Here is a 19,749-nt window from a genome sequence, read left to right on the forward strand (position 1 = left end):
GAGTGAAGAGATGAGGAGCAGTTTAGGAAGCTGAAGGGTAATACCACATATTTAACATAATATAAATTATATAACAAATAGATCAGAAGAATGAATAAGCCGGATGGCTCCTTAACCCAGTATAAAGCTAAATTCAGATAATCCTGGATTCTGAATATAAATCATATGCTGCCACAAGAGATTCCCGCCCGCTTGATATGGGAAAGTCATCCAACTCAGTTCGATTCTCTACATAAACAGGTTGATACTCTGCATCAAGTTCGTTCCAAATAATCAGCAGATAACTGCTGTTCAGTTTACTCTGCCGGCCATTTTCCAGCCAGGTATCAAAGAGCTCCTCATCAAGTGGCTTTGGGAAGCCAGCACCATCAAACATAAGAAAGATTTAGAGTTTATTCGAAATGATAGCAATTTAGGCAACCTGGCAGAGCAAACCAATCATCACCTTTTAGTAGTTCAGCTTTAGGGCCGTTCAATACAATTGGTTATGCAAAATCCTCTTCACCGTCTGTATGGTGGCTCTGCTCACGCTTCCTCTATACTTCTCCACGATTTTCTTTTCTGTCATCCCGGCCTCCAGATCGCTGACAACATGCAGTGACTGGCTGATAAACTGGGAATTGGGTGTATGAGATTTTAGAAGCTTACGCACCGTTTCTATGGCAGTTTTGCTAACGGCCCCTTCGTTGAGGTCCATAATTTCATTGGTCGTCAGTCCCAGTTTAATGTCCTCAACAATTTTTGAATAATTTGTCAGGTACTTTTCATTAGCCTCCATCACCTGCAACAAAGGATTATCGCTGTACTGGATTTCCCTGTACTTCTTTGTTTGCTTTTGAAGTTTCACCATAGCATGGCTTCTGGCAATATTATCGCAAATCTGAAGGTCCTCCGTAGCCAGTTCAAACCATTCTCCCTTAACATGCTTATGCTGGAACACTACATGCAGACTTTGCTCCAACTCATCCATATTAGCGGCCATATACTGCCTGACAACCCGGAATTCAACTGGTAAATGCGTACGGTAGCCACTTAATCGGCGCTGGAGGTGCTGCGTTTTACCAATCTTGTAAAGGTTCTTTCCTGTCTTGAGAATATACACACACTTCCCTGTCAGGATTTTTTCCATATCCTGCTGTAAATCTTTCAGAATCAAACTTTAAGTTTTATTAAATATAAATCATGTTTACCGCTATTAAGTTCCTTTTGAGGCTGTAGAAGGTTTTCTTTGAAGAACCAGAGGCTGCCTGCTGACGGAAATTCAAACAAACGAATAGCAGCCTGGGTTTAAAAAGGCGTGCGTTGAATGTAAAACCGGAAAAATGAATCAGCAACCACCTTCTGCCCAGGCTGCCTCCCGTTCTTTTCGTGTAGCTTTTCTTATTGGTGTGGGTATAATGGCTGCCATAGATGAAATTGTATTTCACCAGCTACTGGCGTGGCATCATTTTTACGATAGAGCTACACCAGAATGGGCGCTGTTCAGCGATGGGCTTTTGCATGCCGCAGAGCTGCTTGCCTTAGTCTCCGGTTTTTTCCTTCTATCGGATATCAGAAGGCAAAACCAGTTACTAAAGTACTGGGCATGGGCTGGCTTTTTTATGGGTATGGGAGCTTTTCAGCTCTTCGATGGTATTGTGGATCATAAGCTGCTAAAGCTCCACCAGGTCAGATATGGTGTAGAGAATCTTCTCTGGTACGATATAGGATGGAATGCATTTGGAGTGTTGCTGCTACTGCTTGGCTGGAGCCTCAGATTGAAAGCCAAACGAACAGATAGAACTCACACACTTTAGGGAGAAAACGGAAAGATAAGTATGGAAATACCTCATAATGCACCCTCCCTCCCTGCCACCTTACTTCCTGCTTTTTTACTGTTGCTGATTTTAAGTTTTTACTTTTACGGGATGTATCTTCTCCGCCGGAAAGGGAAAAGCTGGGGTTGGTACAGAGCCACTTTTTTCGGAATGGGTATTTGTATGCTTCTGTACGCCTTTTCACCTGCTCTCACCTCTTATGCCCACCATGATATCCGGGGGCATATGGTACAGCATCTACTGATAGGGATGCTTGCTCCATTAGGTTTGGTTTTAGGTGCTCCCCTTACTTTAACGTTACGAATATTACCGGCCCAAACAGGCCGCCGAATTAGTGCGTTCTTCTCCAGTTCTCTAATACATTTTCTGGGCCACCCTGTAACAGCACTTATGCTGAACATTGGGGGAATGTTTTTATTATACCTGACTCCGCTTTTTGCTTTGATGAAGCATCACATGTGGCTTCACTATCTGGTCCATTTCCATTTTCTGGCCGCTGGTTATCTTTTTACCTGGTCTATTGCAGGTCCGGATCCTGCACCAGGAAGGCCTTCGCTCCGCCTTCGCTTGCTGGTTTTATTCATCAGTATGGCCAGCCATGCTTATCTAAGTAAGCTAATGTATGTGCACCTATTGCCCCGGCATACCACTTTTCATCCGGATGCCATTCAGGAAGCAGCTCTCCTGATGTACTATGGCGGAGATTTGGCAGAGGTATTACTGGCCATCGCTTTTTTTACTGTCTGGTTCCGCCGTAAAATAAACCCAAACAAACTGGCCCCATTTGTAAGATAAAGTATTTAGCTATACATACCTCCCACTCAGATTAACAATAACATCCGTAACATTAGGTTATTTAAGTTACCGTTATTAATATGTAATACTATTAATATGTAATACATTGTGCTGTAATAAAACAGGCTATTTTAAATTCCCTGTGTCCAATTAAATTTCCAACTTAGCTGCCGATTTATTTTACCCTCTTCTACAAAGCCTGGGAAGTCATATCCAATCCTGGCCTCAATTAAGTTTCTATGAAAAAAATTTTACTCTTCCTCCTCTTTCCCATTTCAGTATTTGGGCAGTCATTTAAAACGGATTTAGGCAGAAGCCTGGACGGCAGCAAATTAAGAGAGTTATTTCAGGAGCAGCCTGCACGGCTCAAGCTTCGCCATGGCTCTAGTATGGGGCTTCACACCTTCTTTGATACGGAGAAAGAAATTGCTTACCAGGGATTTGGCTACAGCTCCGGAAGACGGTTTGAAGCTGGAGAGTTTGACAATTATATAAACCTGCACAGAACCCAGCTTTTAAGCTCCGAAGTGGAGCTAAGTGAGGACCAGAAGATATTTATCCATGGTTTTCTCAACTTCAGCAATGATTTTTTTATCCTCTACTCTATTAATGATAAAAGAAATAACGAGGAGAGGGTATATATAAACCAGATGAGTAAGGAAATGGTGATTTTAGGAAGCCCTATTCTGCTCATGACTTTTGAGGAGAAAAGAGATTCCTCGGCTCCTCTTTACTTTACCAGCTCTCCAGATAAAAAGTCCTTTGCTGTAGTTCGGGAATATCAGCGAAGAAACGTAACAGAAAATGTCTTAATTAAAGCCTTTAACCAAAATTTCCAGGAGTTGTATAAAGAGAGTATTGATGTAAGCAGTATTCAGGATTTGTTTGTTTTAAAAGATGTTGCTATTAGCAATAATGGCCGCCTTTACCTTTATGGTGGTATAGATCCAAGAGCGGACAATTTATTCGTTTTTACTGGTGCCAAGGATAAATCTGTACCCTTCCTTTTGGCTTACCAGCCCGAAAGTAAAACAGTAAAAGAAATAAGTATTGCCGAACCAGAAGTAAAGAAATACTATAGTTATAAGTTCTTTTTAACAGAAACGAATGAACCCGCGGCCCTTTCAGTATACAAAGCAGGAAGGAAAACAGCTTATACTGTTTCACACATTGACGATAAAACCACTACTGTAGATTGGCAGTTAAAGGATGTTTTGTCCCCGGCGGCTGTCTCTGCAGCCAAAAAGGGAAAAAGTAAAAGAAAATTTCTCAAGGTGGTAAGCTTTACGCAATTGCTCGGCGGAGAATATGTTGCGTCGCTCGAAACGAATTTTGTTACCTCCAGCCGAACACGTTATTTTTCTAATTCAGGTGCCATTATTTTACTTGGATTGGAAAAAAGTGGAGAAGAGGCATGGGAAAGAGTTATAAACAAACACCACAAGCTACCCGGCACAGACCTTCATAGCTCCCATAAAGCCTTTGCCAATAGTTCTGGCCTTTTGCTGGTCTACAATGATGACTTTCGAAACCTGGCTTCACCTCCTGCCCGGCGAAAAGTAAAAAAGCTAAAGAAAACTAAAAAAGCAGTAGCCGTTGGAGTGGAAGTAAGTGCTGATGGAAAGGTGGAAAAGTTTCTCCTTAGCGGGGCACCAAAAGGACTGGTGCTAGATATGTATCATTTCCCTAAAATTAAAGATAAGCTGTACCAGTTCAGGCTTTCCAGTTATAAAAGCTTTGGCCGTTTTGAAACTACCTATGGTAAACTTGAGCTAAAGTAGGCTTTCCATTTTTAAAGCTTAGGCAAGTCCATAAAACTTCCAGTCTTGAGAGCTGGATTTTGGAGAGAGGCGTAAAGGATTTTCCCCCTCCTCAATTTTTATTTATTTTTGCGTCCTTAAACTCTTTTTTCAACAATCCTGAATAAGAAACTGATGATTGTATACGGAATCAAAAATTGTGGGACAGTAAAAAAAGCCATCACCTGGCTGAACGAGCATAACCTCGAGTTCGAATTCCATGATTATAAGAAGCAATCCATCACCGCCAGTAGACTGCAAGAATGGAGTCGGCAGCTGGGATGGGAAGCGCTAATCAACCGGAAAGGGATGACCTGGAGAAAGCTGGATGAAGTCCAAAAAGAACAGATTAAGGACCAGAATACTGCCATAGAAGCACTGCTGTCTAACACCAGCATGATTAAAAGACCTATTATAGAGCAGGATGGCAAGATTGTGGCTGTTGGTTTTAACGAGGCAGAATATGCCGACAAGCTGCAGAAATAAAGCTACCCAACTGGAGGAAAATGAAAGAAGGAGGTAAGCCTACCTCCTTCTTTATTTATTTCAACATTCCTGTTCTTTTTAACAAGGCTTTTGGTGAAGGCTCTTTTCCCCTGAAGCGTTTGTAAAGTTCCATCGGGTGCTCGCTGCCCCCAGCGCTTAGCACATGCTTTTTAAACAAATCAGCAGTATCTTTATTGAAGATTCCTTTCTCCTGGAAGAATTCAAATGCATCGGCGTCCAGCACTTCCGCCCATTTATAGCTGTAATAGCCAGAAGCATAGCCTCCCTGGAAGATATGGGAGAATGAACAGCTGGTATTAGTTCCTTCTACCGGAGGTAAAAGATCCGTTTCTTTTTGCAGTTCCTGCTCGTAAGCACCAACATCATTTACCTTAGTCGCTTCAGGTACGTGCCAGCCCATATCTAACTTTGCCAGCCCAATTTGCCTCACCGTCTGGTAGGCTTCCATAAAGTTGGCGCTTTCTTTTATCTTCCTAATCAGTTCTTCCGGAATGCTTTCGCCCGTTTCGTAATGGCGGGCAAACAGGTCGAGGCTTTCTTTTTCATAAACCCAGTTTTCCAGTACCTGCGAAGGGAGTTCTACAAAGTCCCAGTAAACACTGGTTCCTGAAAGGCTTTCAAAATTACCATCTGCCAGCATTCCATGGAGGGCATGCCCAAACTCATGAAAGAGGGTGGTTACCTCATTAAAGGTAAGCAAAGAGGGCTTGGTTTGGGTGGGCTTCGTAAAGTTACAGACAATTGAAACCTGGGGCCGTATATCCATTCCATTTACTTTTTTCTGACCACGGAAAGAAGTCATCCAGGCACCGTTTCGCTTGCCCGGGCGCGGAAAGAAATCAGCATAAAAAACGGCCAGGTGCTGCTGCTGTTCGTCCAGTACTTCATATGCCTTTACATCCGGATGATAAACCGGAACGTTTGCCAGCTCCTTGAATTCAAGGCCATAAAGCCTTTTCGCTACCTGAAAAACACCTCCTACTACATTTTCCAGCCGGAAGTATGGCTTTAGCATCTCATCATCAACAGCAAATTTTTCTTTCTTCAGCTTTTCAGCATAATAACTGATATCCCAGCGCTGCAATTGCTCAGGTCCTCCAATGGACTGTGCAAAGGCTCTAAGTTCATCCAGTTCCTTTTCTGCCACGGGTTTGGCATAATGAAGGAGGTTTTCGAGGAATTCATTTACTTTAGCGGGAGATTCTGCCATTCGTTCCTCCAGCACAAAATCAGCATGAGAAGAATAGCCTAAAAGAGTAGCCCTTTCCTGCCGAAGTCGTACTTTTTTTAAAATTACCTCCTGGTTATCATTCTCATCGCCTTTAAAAGCTTTGGAGCCGTATGCCCGGAACATCTTTTCGCGCAGTTCACGATTATCGGCATAGGTCATAAAAGGGATATAGCTGGGGAAGTGGAGTGTAAACACCCAGCTTCCCTCCTTTCCCTTTTCTTTGGCCGTCCCAGCGGCGGCCTCTACCACATGGTCAGGAAGACCTGCTAAATCTTTCTCCTCCGAAATTTCTAGGGTAAAACTATTGGTTTCCTTCAGTACATGCTCCCCAAATTCGAGGGAGAGTTGTGATAACTCCTTGTCGATTTCGCGCAGGCGCTGTTTTTTCTCTTCAGCTAAATGAGCTCCGTTTCGGACAAAACTTTTATACGTCTTCTCTAATAGAGTTTTTTCTTCCGGCGAAAGACCTTTTCGGTCGGCTGATTCATAAACTTCATGAATCCGGCTGAAGAGCACTTCATCCAGCATAATGTCGTTCGAATAATCAGATAGCAAAGGAGATACTTCCCGGGCTATTTTCTGAATTTCGTCATTTGTTTCGGCAGAATTGAGGTTGAAGAATATAGAAGAAATGCGGCCCAGGGTTTCGCCACTCCTCTCCAGGGCTTCTACAGTATTGCTGAAATCAGGTTGCTCAGAATTTGATTTTATTTTCTCTACTTCTTCCTTTGCTGATTGGATAGCCTGTTCAAAGGCAGGTAAAAAGTGCTCGTTTTTTATTTCTGAAAAAGGAGGAGTTCCAAAAGGGGTATCGAAGGTTTGTAAGAGTGGGTTTTTCATATGGTAAAAAATAGCTAATCTTTAATATTCCTGTAATTTCAAATTTATTGGATACTGTAGTGTTTACCTAACCAATTAAGCAGTGAATTGATTATGAAAATGGAAAGAAAACAGGCATTCCGTTTTCTGAATTTTCTATTCTTCTTTTTGGTTAATACCTTGCATGACCAAGACAATTAAATGGAATTAAGTAAAGAAGAATTTAACGAACAATTCCGCGATGCGCTGGACTACCTTCTAAAGGAAATGGCAGAGCACCCGGAAATAGATTTGAAGCGCTTTGGAAGCATGGCCTGCTTCCTGGAAAACCTGTCCTTTTTCAGCCCGGTTCTGTATAGCCTGGTGGAAGAATCAAAAAAATAATGCAATCCTTCTGTCCCGTGAACAGAAAAATTGCCTGTTCCCTATCTAATCCTTTCTTTGCAGACAAATTAATTATATGATTTCAGTTGATGATGTAAGCGTGGAGTTTAGCGGCTCGGCGCTTTTTAGTAATGTTTCTTTCAATATAAATGAAACCGACCGTATTGCCTTAATGGGTAAAAATGGGGCGGGTAAATCCACTCTCCTGAAGATTATTGCAGGTCAGCAGGCTCCTACACGGGGGAAAGTTTCGGCACCAAAGGAAGCGGTAGTGGCTTACCTTCCGCAGCACCTCCTTACAGAAGATAAGTGTACGGTGTTTGAGGAAGCTTCCAAAGCATTTTCAAAAATCCTGGCCATGAAGGCACAGATGGCGGAGCTCAACCTTGCCCTTGAAACCCGTACCGATTATGAGTCGGAGGAATACAGCAAAATTATCGAACAGGTATCGGAACTAAGTGAAAAATATTATTCCATTGAGGAGGTAAATTTCGATGCGGAGATTGAAAAAACACTACTTGGATTAGGCTTCCTCAGGAGCGATTTTACCCGTTCTACAAAAGAATTTAGCGGGGGGTGGCGCATGCGTATTGAGCTGGCTAAAATTCTTCTGCAAAAGCCCGACCTTATTCTGCTCGACGAACCTACCAACCATATGGATATTGAATCTATTCAGTGGCTGGAAGAGTTCCTCGTTAATAATGCCAAAGCAGTTATCCTGATATCGCACGATAAAGCTTTTGTCGACAATGTAACCAACCGAACCATAGAGGTTACTATGGGTCGGATTTACGACTATAAAGTCCCATACACCCAGTACCTTCAGCTACGAAAGGAAAGGCGGGAGCAGCAGCAAAAAGCTTATGACGAGCAGCAGAAACAGATTGCCGAGATTACCACCTTTATTGAGCGGTTTAAAGGAACTTATTCTAAAACCCTACAGGTGCAGTCAAGGGTAAAAATGCTCGAGAAGATGGATATTCTGGAGGTAGATGAAGTAGATACCTCTCACCTGAACCTGAAGTTTCCGCCGGCTCCCCGTTCAGGCAATTATCCTGTAATTGCGGAAGGGCTGGGTAAAAAGTACGGTAACCATACGGTTTTTAAAGATGCCTCACTTACCATTGAACGAGGGCAAAAGATAGCCTTTGTAGGGCGTAATGGCGAAGGAAAGTCCACCCTAGTAAAAGCCATAATGGGCGAAATAGATTTTGAGGGAAAACTGCAGCTGGGCCACAATAGCATGATTGGCTACTTTGCCCAGAACCAGGCCTCTTTGCTAGATGAAGATTTAACTGTTTTTCAAACCATTGACCAGATTGCCGTGGGTGAAATCAGAACCAAAATTAAAGACCTGCTGGGGGCTTTTATGTTTGGAGGGGAAGCAGGTGATAAGAAGGTGAAAGTACTTTCAGGCGGGGAAAAGACAAGGCTCGCCATGATAAAACTACTACTGGAACCTGTTAACCTGTTGATTCTGGATGAACCCACCAACCACCTCGATATCAAAACCAAAGACATTCTCAAGGATGCTTTGAAGAGTTTCGATGGCACTTTAATTTTGGTTTCCCACGACCGGGATTTCCTTGATGGCCTGGCCACAAAGGTTTTTGAGTTCGGGAACCAGCGGGTCAGGGAGCATTTTGAAGACATAAACGGTTTCCTGCGAAATAAAAAGATGGAAAACCTGAAGGAAATTGAGCGGAAAGTAGTGAAATAAAACTGGTCCTAAAATTAAAAAATAAGAAAGAAGCAGGTTCTGTTGGAGGCCTGCTTCTTTTCTTTTATTCCTTCTTTTTTCTCCCAGAGGGGATAAAAATAATTTTGCTTTAAACCATCTGGATTAGCTGGAGTTAGTTAGAAAAACTTAGCATGATGAAAATAAAAAGTAAAACAAGAAAAAAAGAGAATGCGTTTAAGCAGGCAGCCGGTTTGGGTGTGGTGGCAGGCATGCGGGCCAGTGTGGCTCCTTCCGTTGCAAGCCATTACCTGAGCCGCCATAAGAACAAAGCCCTCTCCCGCTCCAAACTTAGCTTTATCCAGTCTCCTGTAACTTCAGCTTTAACAAAGCTGCTCAATGCGGCTGAACTTGCCGGTGATAAAATGCCCGGGACTCCTAACAGGATTAAGACTTCACAGGCACTTGCCAGACTGGCATCCGGCGCCCTCGTTGGAGCGGTCATTTACAGATCGCACAGACAAAGTTTACTAAAAGGCATTTTTGTAGGTGGAGCCTCCGCCCTGGCTTCCACTTATGCCACCTTTTATTTGCGGCAGTACCTTGATAAAGTACCTTTTATAAAAGATCCTGTTATGGGTGCCATAGAAGACCTTATCGCTGTCAGTAGTGGAGTATCGGTCATGAAAAAGTAGCGGAGACTGGTTATTAGTTAGGAAAAGAGTTAAAGCTTTAATAATCAGGATTTAATTTTCTATTTATCAGAAAGCTTCTCTCCTTTTCCTGTTGAAAATTTTGGACCATTAAAGTATTTGCAGGATTGTTGCAATTTTTCTTGCTTTTTTTTCGTTTCTTTATAGAAGAAGGAAGAAAGGAAGGATCTTTTTTCTTTCTCTGTTCTGAGAGTCAGAGCAGCTTTCCTATCCGGGAAGGTTTTTTATTACCATCCCTGTAATCTACAAGAAAAATGGCAAGACCTGCAGTAAAAGAAGTTAAATTAAAAAGTGGTTATTATATTGAAGTCTCCTCTCCCGGCTCCTTAAAAGGAACTAAAATAAGGAGGGATTCTTTTGAGCAGATCCAGTTGACCATGCGGAACTATGAACATTCGCATGAAGTAAAATATATTGGAGAAGTAAAAAACGGGAAGGTAATTGGCAAATAAATCATTCTGGCTCAAAGCCTGTTTCACTCTGTTCAGGAAGCCTCTTTCATAATAAAACTCGTTTCTCGTGCTGTTTTCAAGAGAAAGAAGCTTCCTTACTTCCTCTTATATGCCACTTTCGGGCAAAGGAACCCCTTGAACTTCATATCAGGGAATCCCTTTTTGTAAAGGTTTTCTCTTTAAATATCCATCTTATTTTACCAAAAGTTTCCCCCGGTAATATTGGTCTCCGGAAGTAAGGGTATAAAAATAAAAACCTTTTTGCATCCCCTGCATGGATATAAAATTGCGCTCTGAGTCAATTTCCTCTTCCACTACCAGCTGTGCCGTTTTGTTATATAATTTAAATGAAACTGGCTTTTGAAAAGATTTGGTGAATATCTTCAGTTCTTCTGAAGTGGTGATTGGATTTGGAAAAACCAGGAAAGGTATTTCTGTGAGGTAATAATTATGTTCGGCCAGGGTAACAATTTCCGCTCCGTTGGTTAGGCTAACAGTGGCTCTGTAAACATTGTGACCTTGATTTGGCTTCTCGTCCAGAAGCCTGATTTGAGAAGACAAGGGCTGTTCATTATGATGAATTTCCACCCACTCCCCTTCCTTTTGCCTTTCAAAAAGAATGCTTTTTACCTGGTAAGTCGTCCCCAGACCTAAGTAAAGGAATATACCTTTCTCTGTGGCATATTCCGAATAAAAAGAAACAAGATAGCAGCGATTATCCTGAAGCTGATAATCAAAGGCAAGGCTCCTTATGGCTTTTGCTCCCCCTTCCATTATTGGCTGTACCGAAAGATGGGTTGAAGGTAATCCATTTTTTTCGAGGACAAATAAGGTGTCCGTAGTCCGTCCAAGGGACACCATTCTTTCCTCTCCCATCACAAATATTTCGTACTCCTGTACGTTTTCTTTTTTGTTCCAGTGGACCAGAATAGAATCGCCGCAGTTAAAACCAATACCAGTCTGTACCGGTGTAGACAACGTAAATAAATCTGTAGGATATACCTCACTTCCAATATGCATGCGGGCGCGGGCAGTGCTGTTAAGTGAGGGCGCTTCCCAGCGGTAGACCCCTTTATCTAAGGAAACAGCTTCCTCCAGCACTTCCCAGTTTTTCCCTCCGTCTGAACTCCATTCCAGCCGGCCGAACTCTTCTTCCATGGTGCTTTCCCAGCGGAAATAGCCAGTTGTTTCTCCGTTATACGGCATATTGTCGCTTCCGGTCGGGAAGGTCCACTCAAACTGCTTAAGCTCTTCCCATTGATAGGCTACAAAAAATTCCTGCGGGCCATTCGGTATATGAAAACCACGCAGGGAAATTGAGTAAGTTCCTGCTGCTGGTTCCTCTACTGTTATCTGCTCTATGTTGTTAATGTGGTCTTCTCCCCGCCTTGCCTGCTGCTGCAGCCTTTCACTATCCGGTGAGGGATCCAGCACCCAGGGGAGCCAGGATTCTGACTGCTCATAGAGTAGTTTCATGTCCAGATCGTTCACCAGGGCAGTTGCTGAATTAGGCATAGCGGCAGGATCATTCCAGACAAGGGTAATTTTTAAATTTTGCACATTAGCCGGGACAGCGATGGGAATTTCCAGGTATTCGCTTTGTTGTATTCTTCCTGAAAAATAGCGTCTGTTTTTTAAATTTTGAAGAGCCCTGTAGCCGTTAACATTGCCATAGCCTGTAAAAAAATCCAGGCCTTCTGGGCCTGCATCTTCGGCACTGTTGATGAGGAGAGCCTTCAGGAGGGCAGAAGCTGGTAAGCTCCCCTCCTGCTCTTTAAAAGCCTGCTGGAGAAGAATGGCAAGGCCCGAAACCAAAGCGGTAGCATTAGAAGAACCTGCTGTGCTGTAGGCACTTAATTCTGGTTTTACGCGTCCATCATAAGCTGGTCCGGCAGAGGAAAAATATACTGGCCTGCCAACCGTATCTACAGAGCCAATGGTTAAAATATTTTTGGCCATCTTATAGTTACCGGTAAGATTGGCAAAACCTTTTATTCCTTCATAAATACCGCTGCCTGCTGCTAGTCCTTCATTTCCTGCGGAAATAATATGGAGAAGGGCTGGGTTATGGTGGGCGCTCCTGTCAAAAGCCTCTGCCAGCGTGCCGTAAAAGTTTTCAATGGTAGTTCCGTAGGAATGGTTTTGCACCCATGCATCCAGTGTTCTGTAATCATTGTCCAAATCAGGAAGAACATCGGCATAGTCGGAAGAAGTTATTTTTGCGGCCCAGGCGACACCCCTTCCTGTAATATAAGAATTACCTGCGCCGGCTGCGATGGTCGCCATTTCGGTAGCATGTGGATCAGTATAGGAGGCCTGTAAATGAGAAGGAACATGCCGGCCCTTCAAATCCATATCTTCCCTGTCGAAGAGAGGTTCCTGGAGCGATAAGGTCATTCCCTTTCCATTTAATTCCGGAAACTCATGGTGAATTCTATTAATGGTATTTGGGTTTAAGTTAAGGTCGTATACCCTGCTTTCGGTTTGGGGAACAAGATCTTCCTTTCCGGCAAAAATTACTTCCGGCAGGCTGATTACCTCCTTGAGAAGTACTTCCTTAGTACAGCGCAGGCGGATTAGCTCTCCCTTTTGTTGGATGAGCTCTAGCGTTGGTACTCCCGCTAATTGAGATAAGGTACGGGAGGGGTTCATACTTTTTATGGAGTATACCTGCTCTTCTGCAGGGGCTTCGCTAAAAATGTTTGGGGAGAGTTTCCATTTATCATTTACCTGCCAGGCTTTTTCTACCTGGCTCGAAAGCTGTGCCAAGGATGCTACCTTTACCTGCACGATAAAATAACCGCCTCCTACTTCCCGCATAACCATCATTTCTGAGGGGAGCGTAAGGCTATTTTTCTTTCCTTTTATTAAGTAAAAGCCGGTACCTTCCTGACTTAATATTTTTAGATTTTCTGAATAAAATGGAGCTTCAATTATTTGATTCCACCTCTGTCCCGGTTCCTTTACCTGCGCCTGAACGTGTGTAATAAATAAAAATAAACAATAGGTAAGTGTAGTCAAAAATCTCCTCATGGCTCTGCCAGCACGTTTGGTTTAGTTGGTATTGGGCAATATAAGCTTTAATGTTTTAATTAGCATGCAATACAATAATTTTGAATAAAATTCGTTTGCATGTATTAAATTCTTTTGATCTTGATAATTATTTTTTACTTTTGGGTATTACCAACTTTAACCAATTTTATTATGATCAACAATTTTAAACTCCTGAAGCCTGTGGCTTCGGCCATCATTTTTTCGTTATTTTTTACCACCGCCTGTACGGAAGATGAAAGTCTGCAGCCGGTTCCTGAAAATGAAAGTGGTATTTCTGAGGAAACCAAAGCCCAGTTCAAGGAGCTTGGGTTTGATGTAAGTGACATTACGCTTTCTCAGGATGATCAACTCCTTGACCCTGCCTACGAAGGCAGAAACTACCTGCTGGAAGGTGACATTATCATTACTCCGGAAAACCTGGAGAACATGCTGAAGAGTAAAATGAAGCATGTAGGCCCTAATGGTGAGCAGTACAGAACTTACAACCTGGTAAGTGCGCCTCGTACCATCAACGTTATTGGTTATACCGGCGGAAGCCAGGCGCTCAACTCCACCATGAGAACCGCTTTACAGTACGCTGTGGATAATTACAACCGACTCAATATCGGGCTGAACTTCACCCTTACTTTCGGAACAAACTATGGTCCTTACGACATGGTTGTTTATAAAGTAGATGGTGCCGGTGGTGGTTCTGCCGGTTTCCCCAGCGGAGGCGATCCTTACAAGTACATCCAGATTCAGGCAGGTACCAGCAATTACGGTGTAAATGTAACAGAACACGTAATGGCTCACGAAATGGGTCACGCAATTGGGTTCCGCCACACTGACTACTTCGATCGCTCAATTTCCTGCGGATCAGGAGGCAATGAAGGAGCAAGTGATGTTGGGGCCGTTCACGTTCCGGGAACTCCAACAGGTGCAGATATGAGCTCCATCATGCTTGCCTGCTTCAGCTCAAGCGAAGATGGTGAGTTTGGCTCTTATGACATCAGAGCTTTAGAGTATCTCTACTAAAAATTATTATTTTCAGAAAAGGCCGGGGAAGTATTTTCCCGGCCTTTTTTTGTCAGATATAAAGGAAAGAGTGCTTCTTTCTTTTAAGAAAAAGGAACCTAAAAGCCCGAAGCTTTGAGGAAAAAGACGGGCATGTAAACTCAGCGAAGGATTTTATCTTTATTCATTCGGTTCATTTCAGGAAACCAAATCCTAAAGCCAGAGCGTTAACGGCTTGAGATAACCGCCGGGTTCGGGTACTTTCTTTCTTAGCGGATTCTATCCAGTTCGAAAAATAACGCTGATTCCCATCCGATAAGATATTAAAGAAATTTAAAGCAGCAGGTTCATCCTGTAAGCAAATTATCAACTCCTCGAGAAGAGGCTTTTCCTCTTTATTTAAAGCCAACTTCACCTCCAGCCAGTCTCCTTTCTTTTTGCCGGTACCCTTCCGGAGATTCGGATTAAGCGGCAGAATAAAATCACCTCCTCCCATTGGAATAAGTGCCACAGCCCGGATAGAAAAACCATCCAGAAAGCCTTTTACACGAAAAGCCTGCCTGGTAGAGGGGTTTAACTGAGTGTCGGCCTCTGCAGGTAAAGAAAAGTAGGTCCAGCCGGACTTCTCCCCTTTGCTGCCGAATTACCCAATGAGTGCTTTAAACTTTATCATTGAGGGATATATTTAAAGAGTGTAAAATTTAAAAGGGGTGCCAGAGCGTAGTGGGAAAAGATTCCCCCGAAGGCGGCTATTTTATTGTTAAAGGATAATTGCAGATATTGGTGGAGGCAAACTATTTTAGAACTTGGCAATTTAAAGTATGCAACAGCCGGAAGAAGAGAATGAATATTTTAAACTGGCCGCTCAGTTTATCAATCAAACAAACCGGAACATATTCCTTACAGGCAAAGCCGGCACGGGAAAAACTACCTTCCTGAAATATATCAAGGAGCACAGCCCCAAAAAAATGGCAATTGTCGCTCCTACCGGTGTTGCGGCCATAAATGCAGGGGGAGTTACTATCCATTCCCTTTTTCAGTTTCCATTTGGCTCTTTTTTGCCAGAACAACAAGCTGCGGATGCTCTTTCAGAAGGAAATTTTATAGACCGGCAGCACCTGCTGAAACGCCTGAAGTTAAGCAGCGCAAAAAGAACCCTTCTTCAGGAGCTGGAACTCTTAGTGATCGACGAGGTGTCTATGGTTCGGGCGGATCTTCTGGACGCCATTGATACCGTTTTAAGGCATGTTCGTCGGCAACCTTACCAACCCTTTGGAGGCCTTCAACTGCTTTTTATTGGTGATTTATTTCAGTTACCCCCGGTCGTTCATGAGCAGGAATGGAGGCTTCTGGCTAAATATTATTCCAGTCCCTTTTTTCACCATGCCAAAGTTTTACAGGAAGCGCCTCCCCTCCTGCTGACACTCAAAAAGGTGTACCGCCAAAGCGATGATTCTTTTATCGGTTTACTTAACCGGCTTCGCCACAATAAGGTACAATCTGAAGATATTCGGCTGCTCCAAAGCTTTTACAGGCCCGACTTTAAAGGGGAACAGAAAAGAGGTTTTATTACCCTTACTACCCATAATTCACGGGCAGACAAGATAAACCAGGAGGCCCTGCAGCAACTCCCTGGGAAGTTATACACCTTTAATGCCAAAACAGAAGGAGAATTCAGCGAAAATGCGCTGCCCGCCGAGGAGAAGCTGCAACTAAAGGAAGGCGCTCAGATTCTTTTTATAAAAAATGATAAAGGAACTCCTCGGCGGTACTATAATGGAAAAATTGGCATCATTAGCAGCATTGAAGAAGGAGAAATACGGGTGAAGTTTCCAGAGGAGGAAGAAGAACTGATCGTGGAGGAGGAAAGCTGGCAAAATGTGCGATACAAATTTAATAAGGAAACGGAACAGCTTGAAGAAGAAGTAAAAGGAACCTTCAGCCAGTTTCCTATCCGTCTTGCCTGGGCCATTACCATTCATAAAAGCCAGGGGCTCACTTTTGAAAGAGCTGTCATCGATGCAAGCGAATCTTTTGCTCCGGGGCAGGTGTATGTGGCGCTAAGTCGCCTTACTTCTCTGGAAGGTCTGGTGTTATCCTCTCCCATCCAGCCTAATGCCATCCAGACAGATGAGCATGCGCTTAGCTTCACAAAATCAGAACTGGAAAAGGAGGAACTCCTGCAACAGCTCGAGGAAGGAAGGCAGCAGTATGTTCATCATTTACTGCTTAACGCCTTTAACTGGGGGAAAATCAGCCAGCATATAGGGGATTTGAAGGAAAGCCTGGAAGATCGGAAAATTCCTCTCAAGGAAGCCGCCCGGGCATTATTCGGACATCTCCAAAGCAGGGCTTTAGAACAGAAAAAAACAGCAGAGAAGTTTCACCTTCAACTCGAAAAAATGCTTCCGCTGGCGCGCCAGGATTCATACAGCAAGCTACAAGAAAGAGTAGCAGCTGCTGTTGCTTACTTTAAAGCGTCTGTTCTTAAAGATTTGGAAGAACCTTTAGCATCTCATTTAGAAGACCTTAAAAAACAGGGAGGGAAAGGAAAAAAGTATCGTAAAGAGCTTATTGCCTTAACCTCTCTCCTTAAAAAGAAAAAGAGACAATTAGATCTAATCCTTCAAATTACGGATGGTCTGCAGAAAGGAACCGGAGCTGAGCATTTGTTACACCAAATACTCGAAAAGCAAAAAGAGGTATCAGAACAAGTAAAGGAAGAACAAACCAAACTGAATAAAAAGCAAAAACCAGTAAAAGGCGAAAGTCAGCGCCTTTCTTTGCAGCTTTTCAAGGAAGGGAAAACAGTGGAAGAAATTGCTTCTGAAAGAGGTCTGGTTCCCGGGACTATAGAAGGGCATTTGGCGGGCTTTGTTTCATCGGGAGAAATTAAGGTGGAAGAATTGGTGTCGGAAGAAAAATTAGAGGCGATTATACAGGTACTGGAAAAAGCTCCGGCAGAAACTTCGACCTCCGAAATTAAAGCCATGCTCGGAGAGGAATTTAGTTATGGTGATATTAAGGCGGTGCAGAATCACCTGGCGAAAGGTTTAACAGAAAGCGAAAAAGGATTATAAAGGCTATAAAAAGGAAATACCGGCAGTTCGCCCTGCCGGTATTAAATCCTATGATTTTCAAACCCTAAAGATTACAATTGTACACCTTCAGTATGTTGGTTTGAAAAATAATTCATGGGACTAGACATTGTACCTCCTTTCTTTAGCTGCAACATCGGCTTCTCTGAAAGAAACCGGATAACCCCTTGTCACCGTCTAGGAAAGGAAAATGGTGGTAAAAAAGTTCAGCTTCACCTCCATTATTCTTCATAATGAAATGATAGGAGAATCCGTAAAGGCAAGGAAGGGCTCTGGAAAAACAAACAATGTGCATTATTTCTTATTCAGGTAAATATACTTTCGTCTGCTACTTTCCCGTATGGATATTCGAGTCCTTGTATTTTTAATTAACATTTCATGAACCGCTTTGTACCACAGGATCTGGCTATTCAGGTTGTCAGGAAGATAAAAGAGGATGGTCTGCCATATGTTTATGATTTCGAGAAGCATCGCTTGCTGCTCCAATCGGCCACAGCCGCTGGTGCGCAGGAAGAAGGGCCGGTTTTTCGTTTGCCGCTTACCCTCTCTTCCCATTCTATAGAAATAGGAGGCGGAGAAATGGAGGTAAAGCCTGACGCAAAGTATATCATGCTCCTGATCCAATCCGGCCATTGTGCAATGGGCTTTTTTGAAGGAAAAAAGAACCTGGATCATAAGGTTTTTCGGGCATATATGGTGCGAAAGAAGCAGGGAAAAAGCCAAATCAAACACCTGAAAACAAAAGGGAAATCCCGCGCGGGTTCAAGAGTAAGATTAGCCGGAACAGTGGAGTTCTTTGAAAATATTAACGAACGCCTGCAGTCCTATTTTGATAATTTCCAAATTGATCGAATTGCTATCAGTTGCTCAAAAACCCTGCTTCCTTTTTTGTTTAACTCAAAGGTTAACACTCCTTTCGAAAAAAATGATGAGCGCCTTTATCGTATTCCTCGGCATGTGCATGTGCCAAAGTATGAGGAAATGATGGAGGTCCAGAAATTTTTATCCAGAGGAGAATGGATTTATGAAGAAGCACATTTACCCCTTATTCACCAGCTTTTAGAGGAAGACGATAATGATAATACTGATGAAGAGGAGAATGAAATAAAGGGCAATGGGAATTTTAGCAGGGGGTAAAATGGAAGCCTTCCTTTGGAAGAATGTAGCCTCTTCCATTTTATAAAAGCTTAGACCACAGGAGTTAATGAACTTTTGAGGAGGTTTTTCGTTATTAAAAACATAGAATTGTTGGTCTTAAGGATTAAATGAGTAAATTTGCATTCCTGAAAGACAAACCTGAATCGAAACCTTAGGAATATGATTATCATAAAAGTAAAAGAAAACGAGTCAATCGACCGCGCACTCAAGCGCTACAAAAAGAAATACCAGCAAACCGGCACCCTTTCTGAAGTACGTGCCCGTACTTATTTCGAAAAGCCTTCCGTTACCCGCCGGACAGAAAGAATTAAAGCCGCCTATCGCCAGAAGATGCAGAGCGAAGAGCAGCAGTAAAAATATTAAACCCGCATTAGCGGGTTTTTTTATGCCTTAAACTGTCCGGTTTAAATTTTAAAATGATCATGATAAAAGGCGTGAAGTAAAATTTTCCTGCCTTTTTCCCAATGCCTCTCCTATTCTTTCTCTTTCATTAATTCAATTGAAGCTTTGTTGATGCAATAACGTTTTCCGCTAGGCGTATTTTTGTTCGGAAACAAATGGCCTAAATGAAGGCCACACGTTTTGCAAAGGAGTTGGATTCTTTCCCTACCATACGTTTGAAGTAGTTTCTTCTCCACACTTTTTTCATAAGAATCCCAAAAGCTGGGGAACCCGGTACGGGAATCAAACTTTTTGTTTCTCTCAAATAATGGCAGCTTACAGGAAGAGCAGCAATAAAAGCCGTTGAGTAAATTCGTGTTTTCCATTTTTTAAAGGAGCAGAACAGTAGATAATAATTAACCTCAACTGCAGCCGTTGCATTCCGGAGGAGCATCCTTCAGGCTCATTTGCTCCGTTGGATTACTTCTCCTCCCCGAGGGGCACAAAGTTTAGTGACACGGAGTTAACACAATGTCTGACATTCTTTTCAGTAAGATATTCCCCCTCGAAAACATGTCCTAAGTGTCCTTTGCAGGTGGCACATACAATTTCTGTTCTGCGGCCATCTGCATCCGGCACTCTTTCCACAGCCCCTTCTATTTCATCATCAAAGCTGGGCCAGCCACAATGAGAATTAAATTTGTCGGCTGACCGGTAGAGAGGTGCATTACATCTTTTGCAGGTATACAGCCCTTCTGCTTTATGGTTATTATACTTCCCGCTAAAGGGCATTTCGGTTCCCTTATAAACAATAACTCTTTCTTCTTCCTGGCTTAAAGGATTATAGTTGATTTGCTTTTCTTCCATCGT

At 42.9% G+C, this 19,749-nt stretch carries 19 protein-coding genes and 1 pseudogene; 12 read left to right on the forward strand and 8 right to left on the reverse strand.

The genetic code is table 11. The annotated features are described in order from the left end of the window. Positions 1-133 precede the first annotated feature (133 nt). Both F752_RS0111505 and F752_RS0111510 read right to left on the reverse strand, forming a co-directional pair. Entirely contained in the window at positions 134-376 is a 243-nt protein-coding gene (locus F752_RS0111505) for a hypothetical protein (RefSeq protein ID WP_017731895.1), read from the reverse strand. 96 nt (positions 377-472) lie between these two features. Next, the gene (locus F752_RS0111510; RefSeq protein WP_017731896.1) at positions 473-1,156 is read right to left on the reverse strand and encodes a GIY-YIG nuclease family protein; all 684 of its coding nucleotides are present in this window, start codon (positions 1,154-1,156) and stop codon (positions 473-475) included. Between the two features lie 166 nt (positions 1,157-1,322). Here F752_RS0111510 and F752_RS0111515 point away from each other — a divergent pair, with 166 nt between their 5' ends. The 4 genes from F752_RS0111515 to F752_RS0111530 all read left to right on the forward strand — a co-directional run bounded on the left by F752_RS0111515 (position 1,323) and on the right by F752_RS0111530 (position 4,897). Further along, complete coding sequence (locus F752_RS0111515) at positions 1,323-1,796, forward strand: DUF2243 domain-containing protein (protein WP_017731897.1); 474 nt, start codon at positions 1,323-1,325, stop codon at positions 1,794-1,796. Between the two features lie 21 nt (positions 1,797-1,817). After that, entirely contained in the window at positions 1,818-2,612 is a 795-nt protein-coding gene (locus tag F752_RS23950; protein ID WP_017731898.1) for a cytochrome c oxidase assembly protein, read from the forward strand. Positions 2,613-2,851: 239 nt separating this feature from the next. Then, positions 2,852-4,393, forward strand: a complete 1,542-nt coding sequence (locus tag F752_RS0111525) for a hypothetical protein (RefSeq protein ID WP_017731899.1) — start codon at positions 2,852-2,854, stop codon at positions 4,391-4,393. Between the two features lie 153 nt (positions 4,394-4,546). Further along, positions 4,547-4,897, forward strand: coding sequence for an ArsC family reductase (locus F752_RS0111530; protein WP_017731900.1), 351 nt, complete (start codon positions 4,547-4,549; stop codon positions 4,895-4,897). A gap of 55 nt (positions 4,898-4,952) precedes the next feature. On the opposite strand, the gene F752_RS0111535 is transcribed toward F752_RS0111530, so the two are convergent. Continuing rightward, positions 4,953-6,989: a M3 family metallopeptidase gene (locus tag F752_RS0111535; protein ID WP_017731901.1), complete on the reverse strand. Its 2,037-nt coding sequence runs from the start codon at positions 6,987-6,989 to the stop codon at positions 4,953-4,955. Positions 6,990-7,169: 180 nt separating this feature from the next. Between F752_RS0111535 and F752_RS0111545 the strand changes: the two genes are divergently transcribed. The 4 genes from F752_RS0111545 to F752_RS0111565 all read left to right on the forward strand — a co-directional run bounded on the left by F752_RS0111545 (position 7,170) and on the right by F752_RS0111565 (position 10,195). Continuing rightward, a complete protein-coding gene (locus F752_RS0111545) occupies positions 7,170-7,352 on the forward strand; it encodes a hypothetical protein (protein WP_017731902.1) in 183 nt (60 codons plus the stop codon). Between the two features lie 76 nt (positions 7,353-7,428). Continuing rightward, positions 7,429-9,072 carry an ABC-F family ATP-binding cassette domain-containing protein gene (locus F752_RS0111550; protein WP_017731903.1) on the forward strand — a complete coding sequence of 548 codons (1,644 nt, stop codon included), beginning with the start codon at positions 7,429-7,431 and terminating at the stop codon, positions 9,070-9,072. Positions 9,073-9,224: 152 nt separating this feature from the next. Next, positions 9,225-9,725, forward strand: a complete 501-nt coding sequence (locus tag F752_RS0111555; protein WP_201766060.1) for a DUF4126 family protein — start codon at positions 9,225-9,227, stop codon at positions 9,723-9,725. A gap of 272 nt (positions 9,726-9,997) precedes the next feature. Next, positions 9,998-10,195 carry a hypothetical protein gene (locus tag F752_RS0111565; RefSeq protein ID WP_017731906.1) on the forward strand — a complete coding sequence of 66 codons (198 nt, stop codon included), beginning with the start codon at positions 9,998-10,000 and terminating at the stop codon, positions 10,193-10,195. Positions 10,196-10,387: 192 nt separating this feature from the next. Here F752_RS0111565 and F752_RS0111570 read toward each other — a convergent pair whose 3' ends face one another. Beyond that, positions 10,388-13,228 carry a S8 family serine peptidase gene (locus tag F752_RS0111570; protein WP_081604551.1) on the reverse strand — a complete coding sequence of 947 codons (2,841 nt, stop codon included), beginning with the start codon at positions 13,226-13,228 and terminating at the stop codon, positions 10,388-10,390. Between the two features lie 171 nt (positions 13,229-13,399). On the opposite strand from F752_RS0111570, the gene F752_RS0111575 reads away from it, so the two are divergent. Next, complete coding sequence (locus F752_RS0111575; RefSeq protein WP_040664548.1) at positions 13,400-14,263, forward strand: M57 family metalloprotease; 864 nt, start codon at positions 13,400-13,402, stop codon at positions 14,261-14,263. A gap of 172 nt (positions 14,264-14,435) precedes the next feature. On the opposite strand, the gene F752_RS23955 is transcribed toward F752_RS0111575, so the two are convergent. After that, positions 14,436-14,657 carry a YdeI/OmpD-associated family protein gene (locus F752_RS23955; RefSeq protein ID WP_236614005.1) on the reverse strand — a complete coding sequence of 74 codons (222 nt, stop codon included), beginning with the start codon at positions 14,655-14,657 and terminating at the stop codon, positions 14,436-14,438. Between the two features lie 3 nt (positions 14,658-14,660). Then, a pseudogene (locus F752_RS26825) lies at positions 14,661-14,858 on the reverse strand (DUF1905 domain-containing protein); the annotation flags it as partial. 205 nt (positions 14,859-15,063) lie between these two features. On the opposite strand from F752_RS26825, the gene F752_RS0111585 reads away from it, so the two are divergent. The 3 genes from F752_RS0111585 to rpsU all read left to right on the forward strand — a co-directional run bounded on the left by F752_RS0111585 (position 15,064) and on the right by rpsU (position 18,852). After that, positions 15,064-17,322: a helix-turn-helix domain-containing protein gene (locus tag F752_RS0111585; RefSeq protein ID WP_017731910.1), complete on the forward strand. Its 2,259-nt coding sequence runs from the start codon at positions 15,064-15,066 to the stop codon at positions 17,320-17,322. Positions 17,323-17,718: 396 nt separating this feature from the next. Beyond that, complete coding sequence (locus F752_RS0111595) at positions 17,719-18,477, forward strand: hypothetical protein (protein WP_017731912.1); 759 nt, start codon at positions 17,719-17,721, stop codon at positions 18,475-18,477. Positions 18,478-18,657: 180 nt separating this feature from the next. After that, positions 18,658-18,852, forward strand: coding sequence for a 30S ribosomal protein S21 (rpsU, locus tag F752_RS0111600; RefSeq protein ID WP_017731913.1), 195 nt, complete (start codon positions 18,658-18,660; stop codon positions 18,850-18,852). A 119-nt stretch (positions 18,853-18,971) separates the two neighbouring features. Here the strand turns inward: rpsU and F752_RS0111605 are convergent, their stop codons facing one another. Together F752_RS0111605 and F752_RS0111610 are read right to left on the reverse strand one after the other, a co-directional pair. After that, positions 18,972-19,265, reverse strand: a complete 294-nt coding sequence (locus F752_RS0111605) for a peptide-methionine (R)-S-oxide reductase (RefSeq protein WP_081604552.1) — start codon at positions 19,263-19,265, stop codon at positions 18,972-18,974. Between the two features lie 94 nt (positions 19,266-19,359). Next, positions 19,360-19,746 carry a methionine-R-sulfoxide reductase gene (locus tag F752_RS0111610; protein WP_017731915.1) on the reverse strand — a complete coding sequence of 129 codons (387 nt, stop codon included), beginning with the start codon at positions 19,744-19,746 and terminating at the stop codon, positions 19,360-19,362. Between the last annotated feature and the right edge of the window lie 3 nt (positions 19,747-19,749).

Origin of the sequence: Nafulsella turpanensis ZLM-10, from assembly GCF_000346615.1 — a bacterium.
In the GTDB taxonomy this organism is placed as follows: Bacteria; Bacteroidota; Bacteroidia; order Cytophagales; family Cyclobacteriaceae; genus Nafulsella; species Nafulsella turpanensis.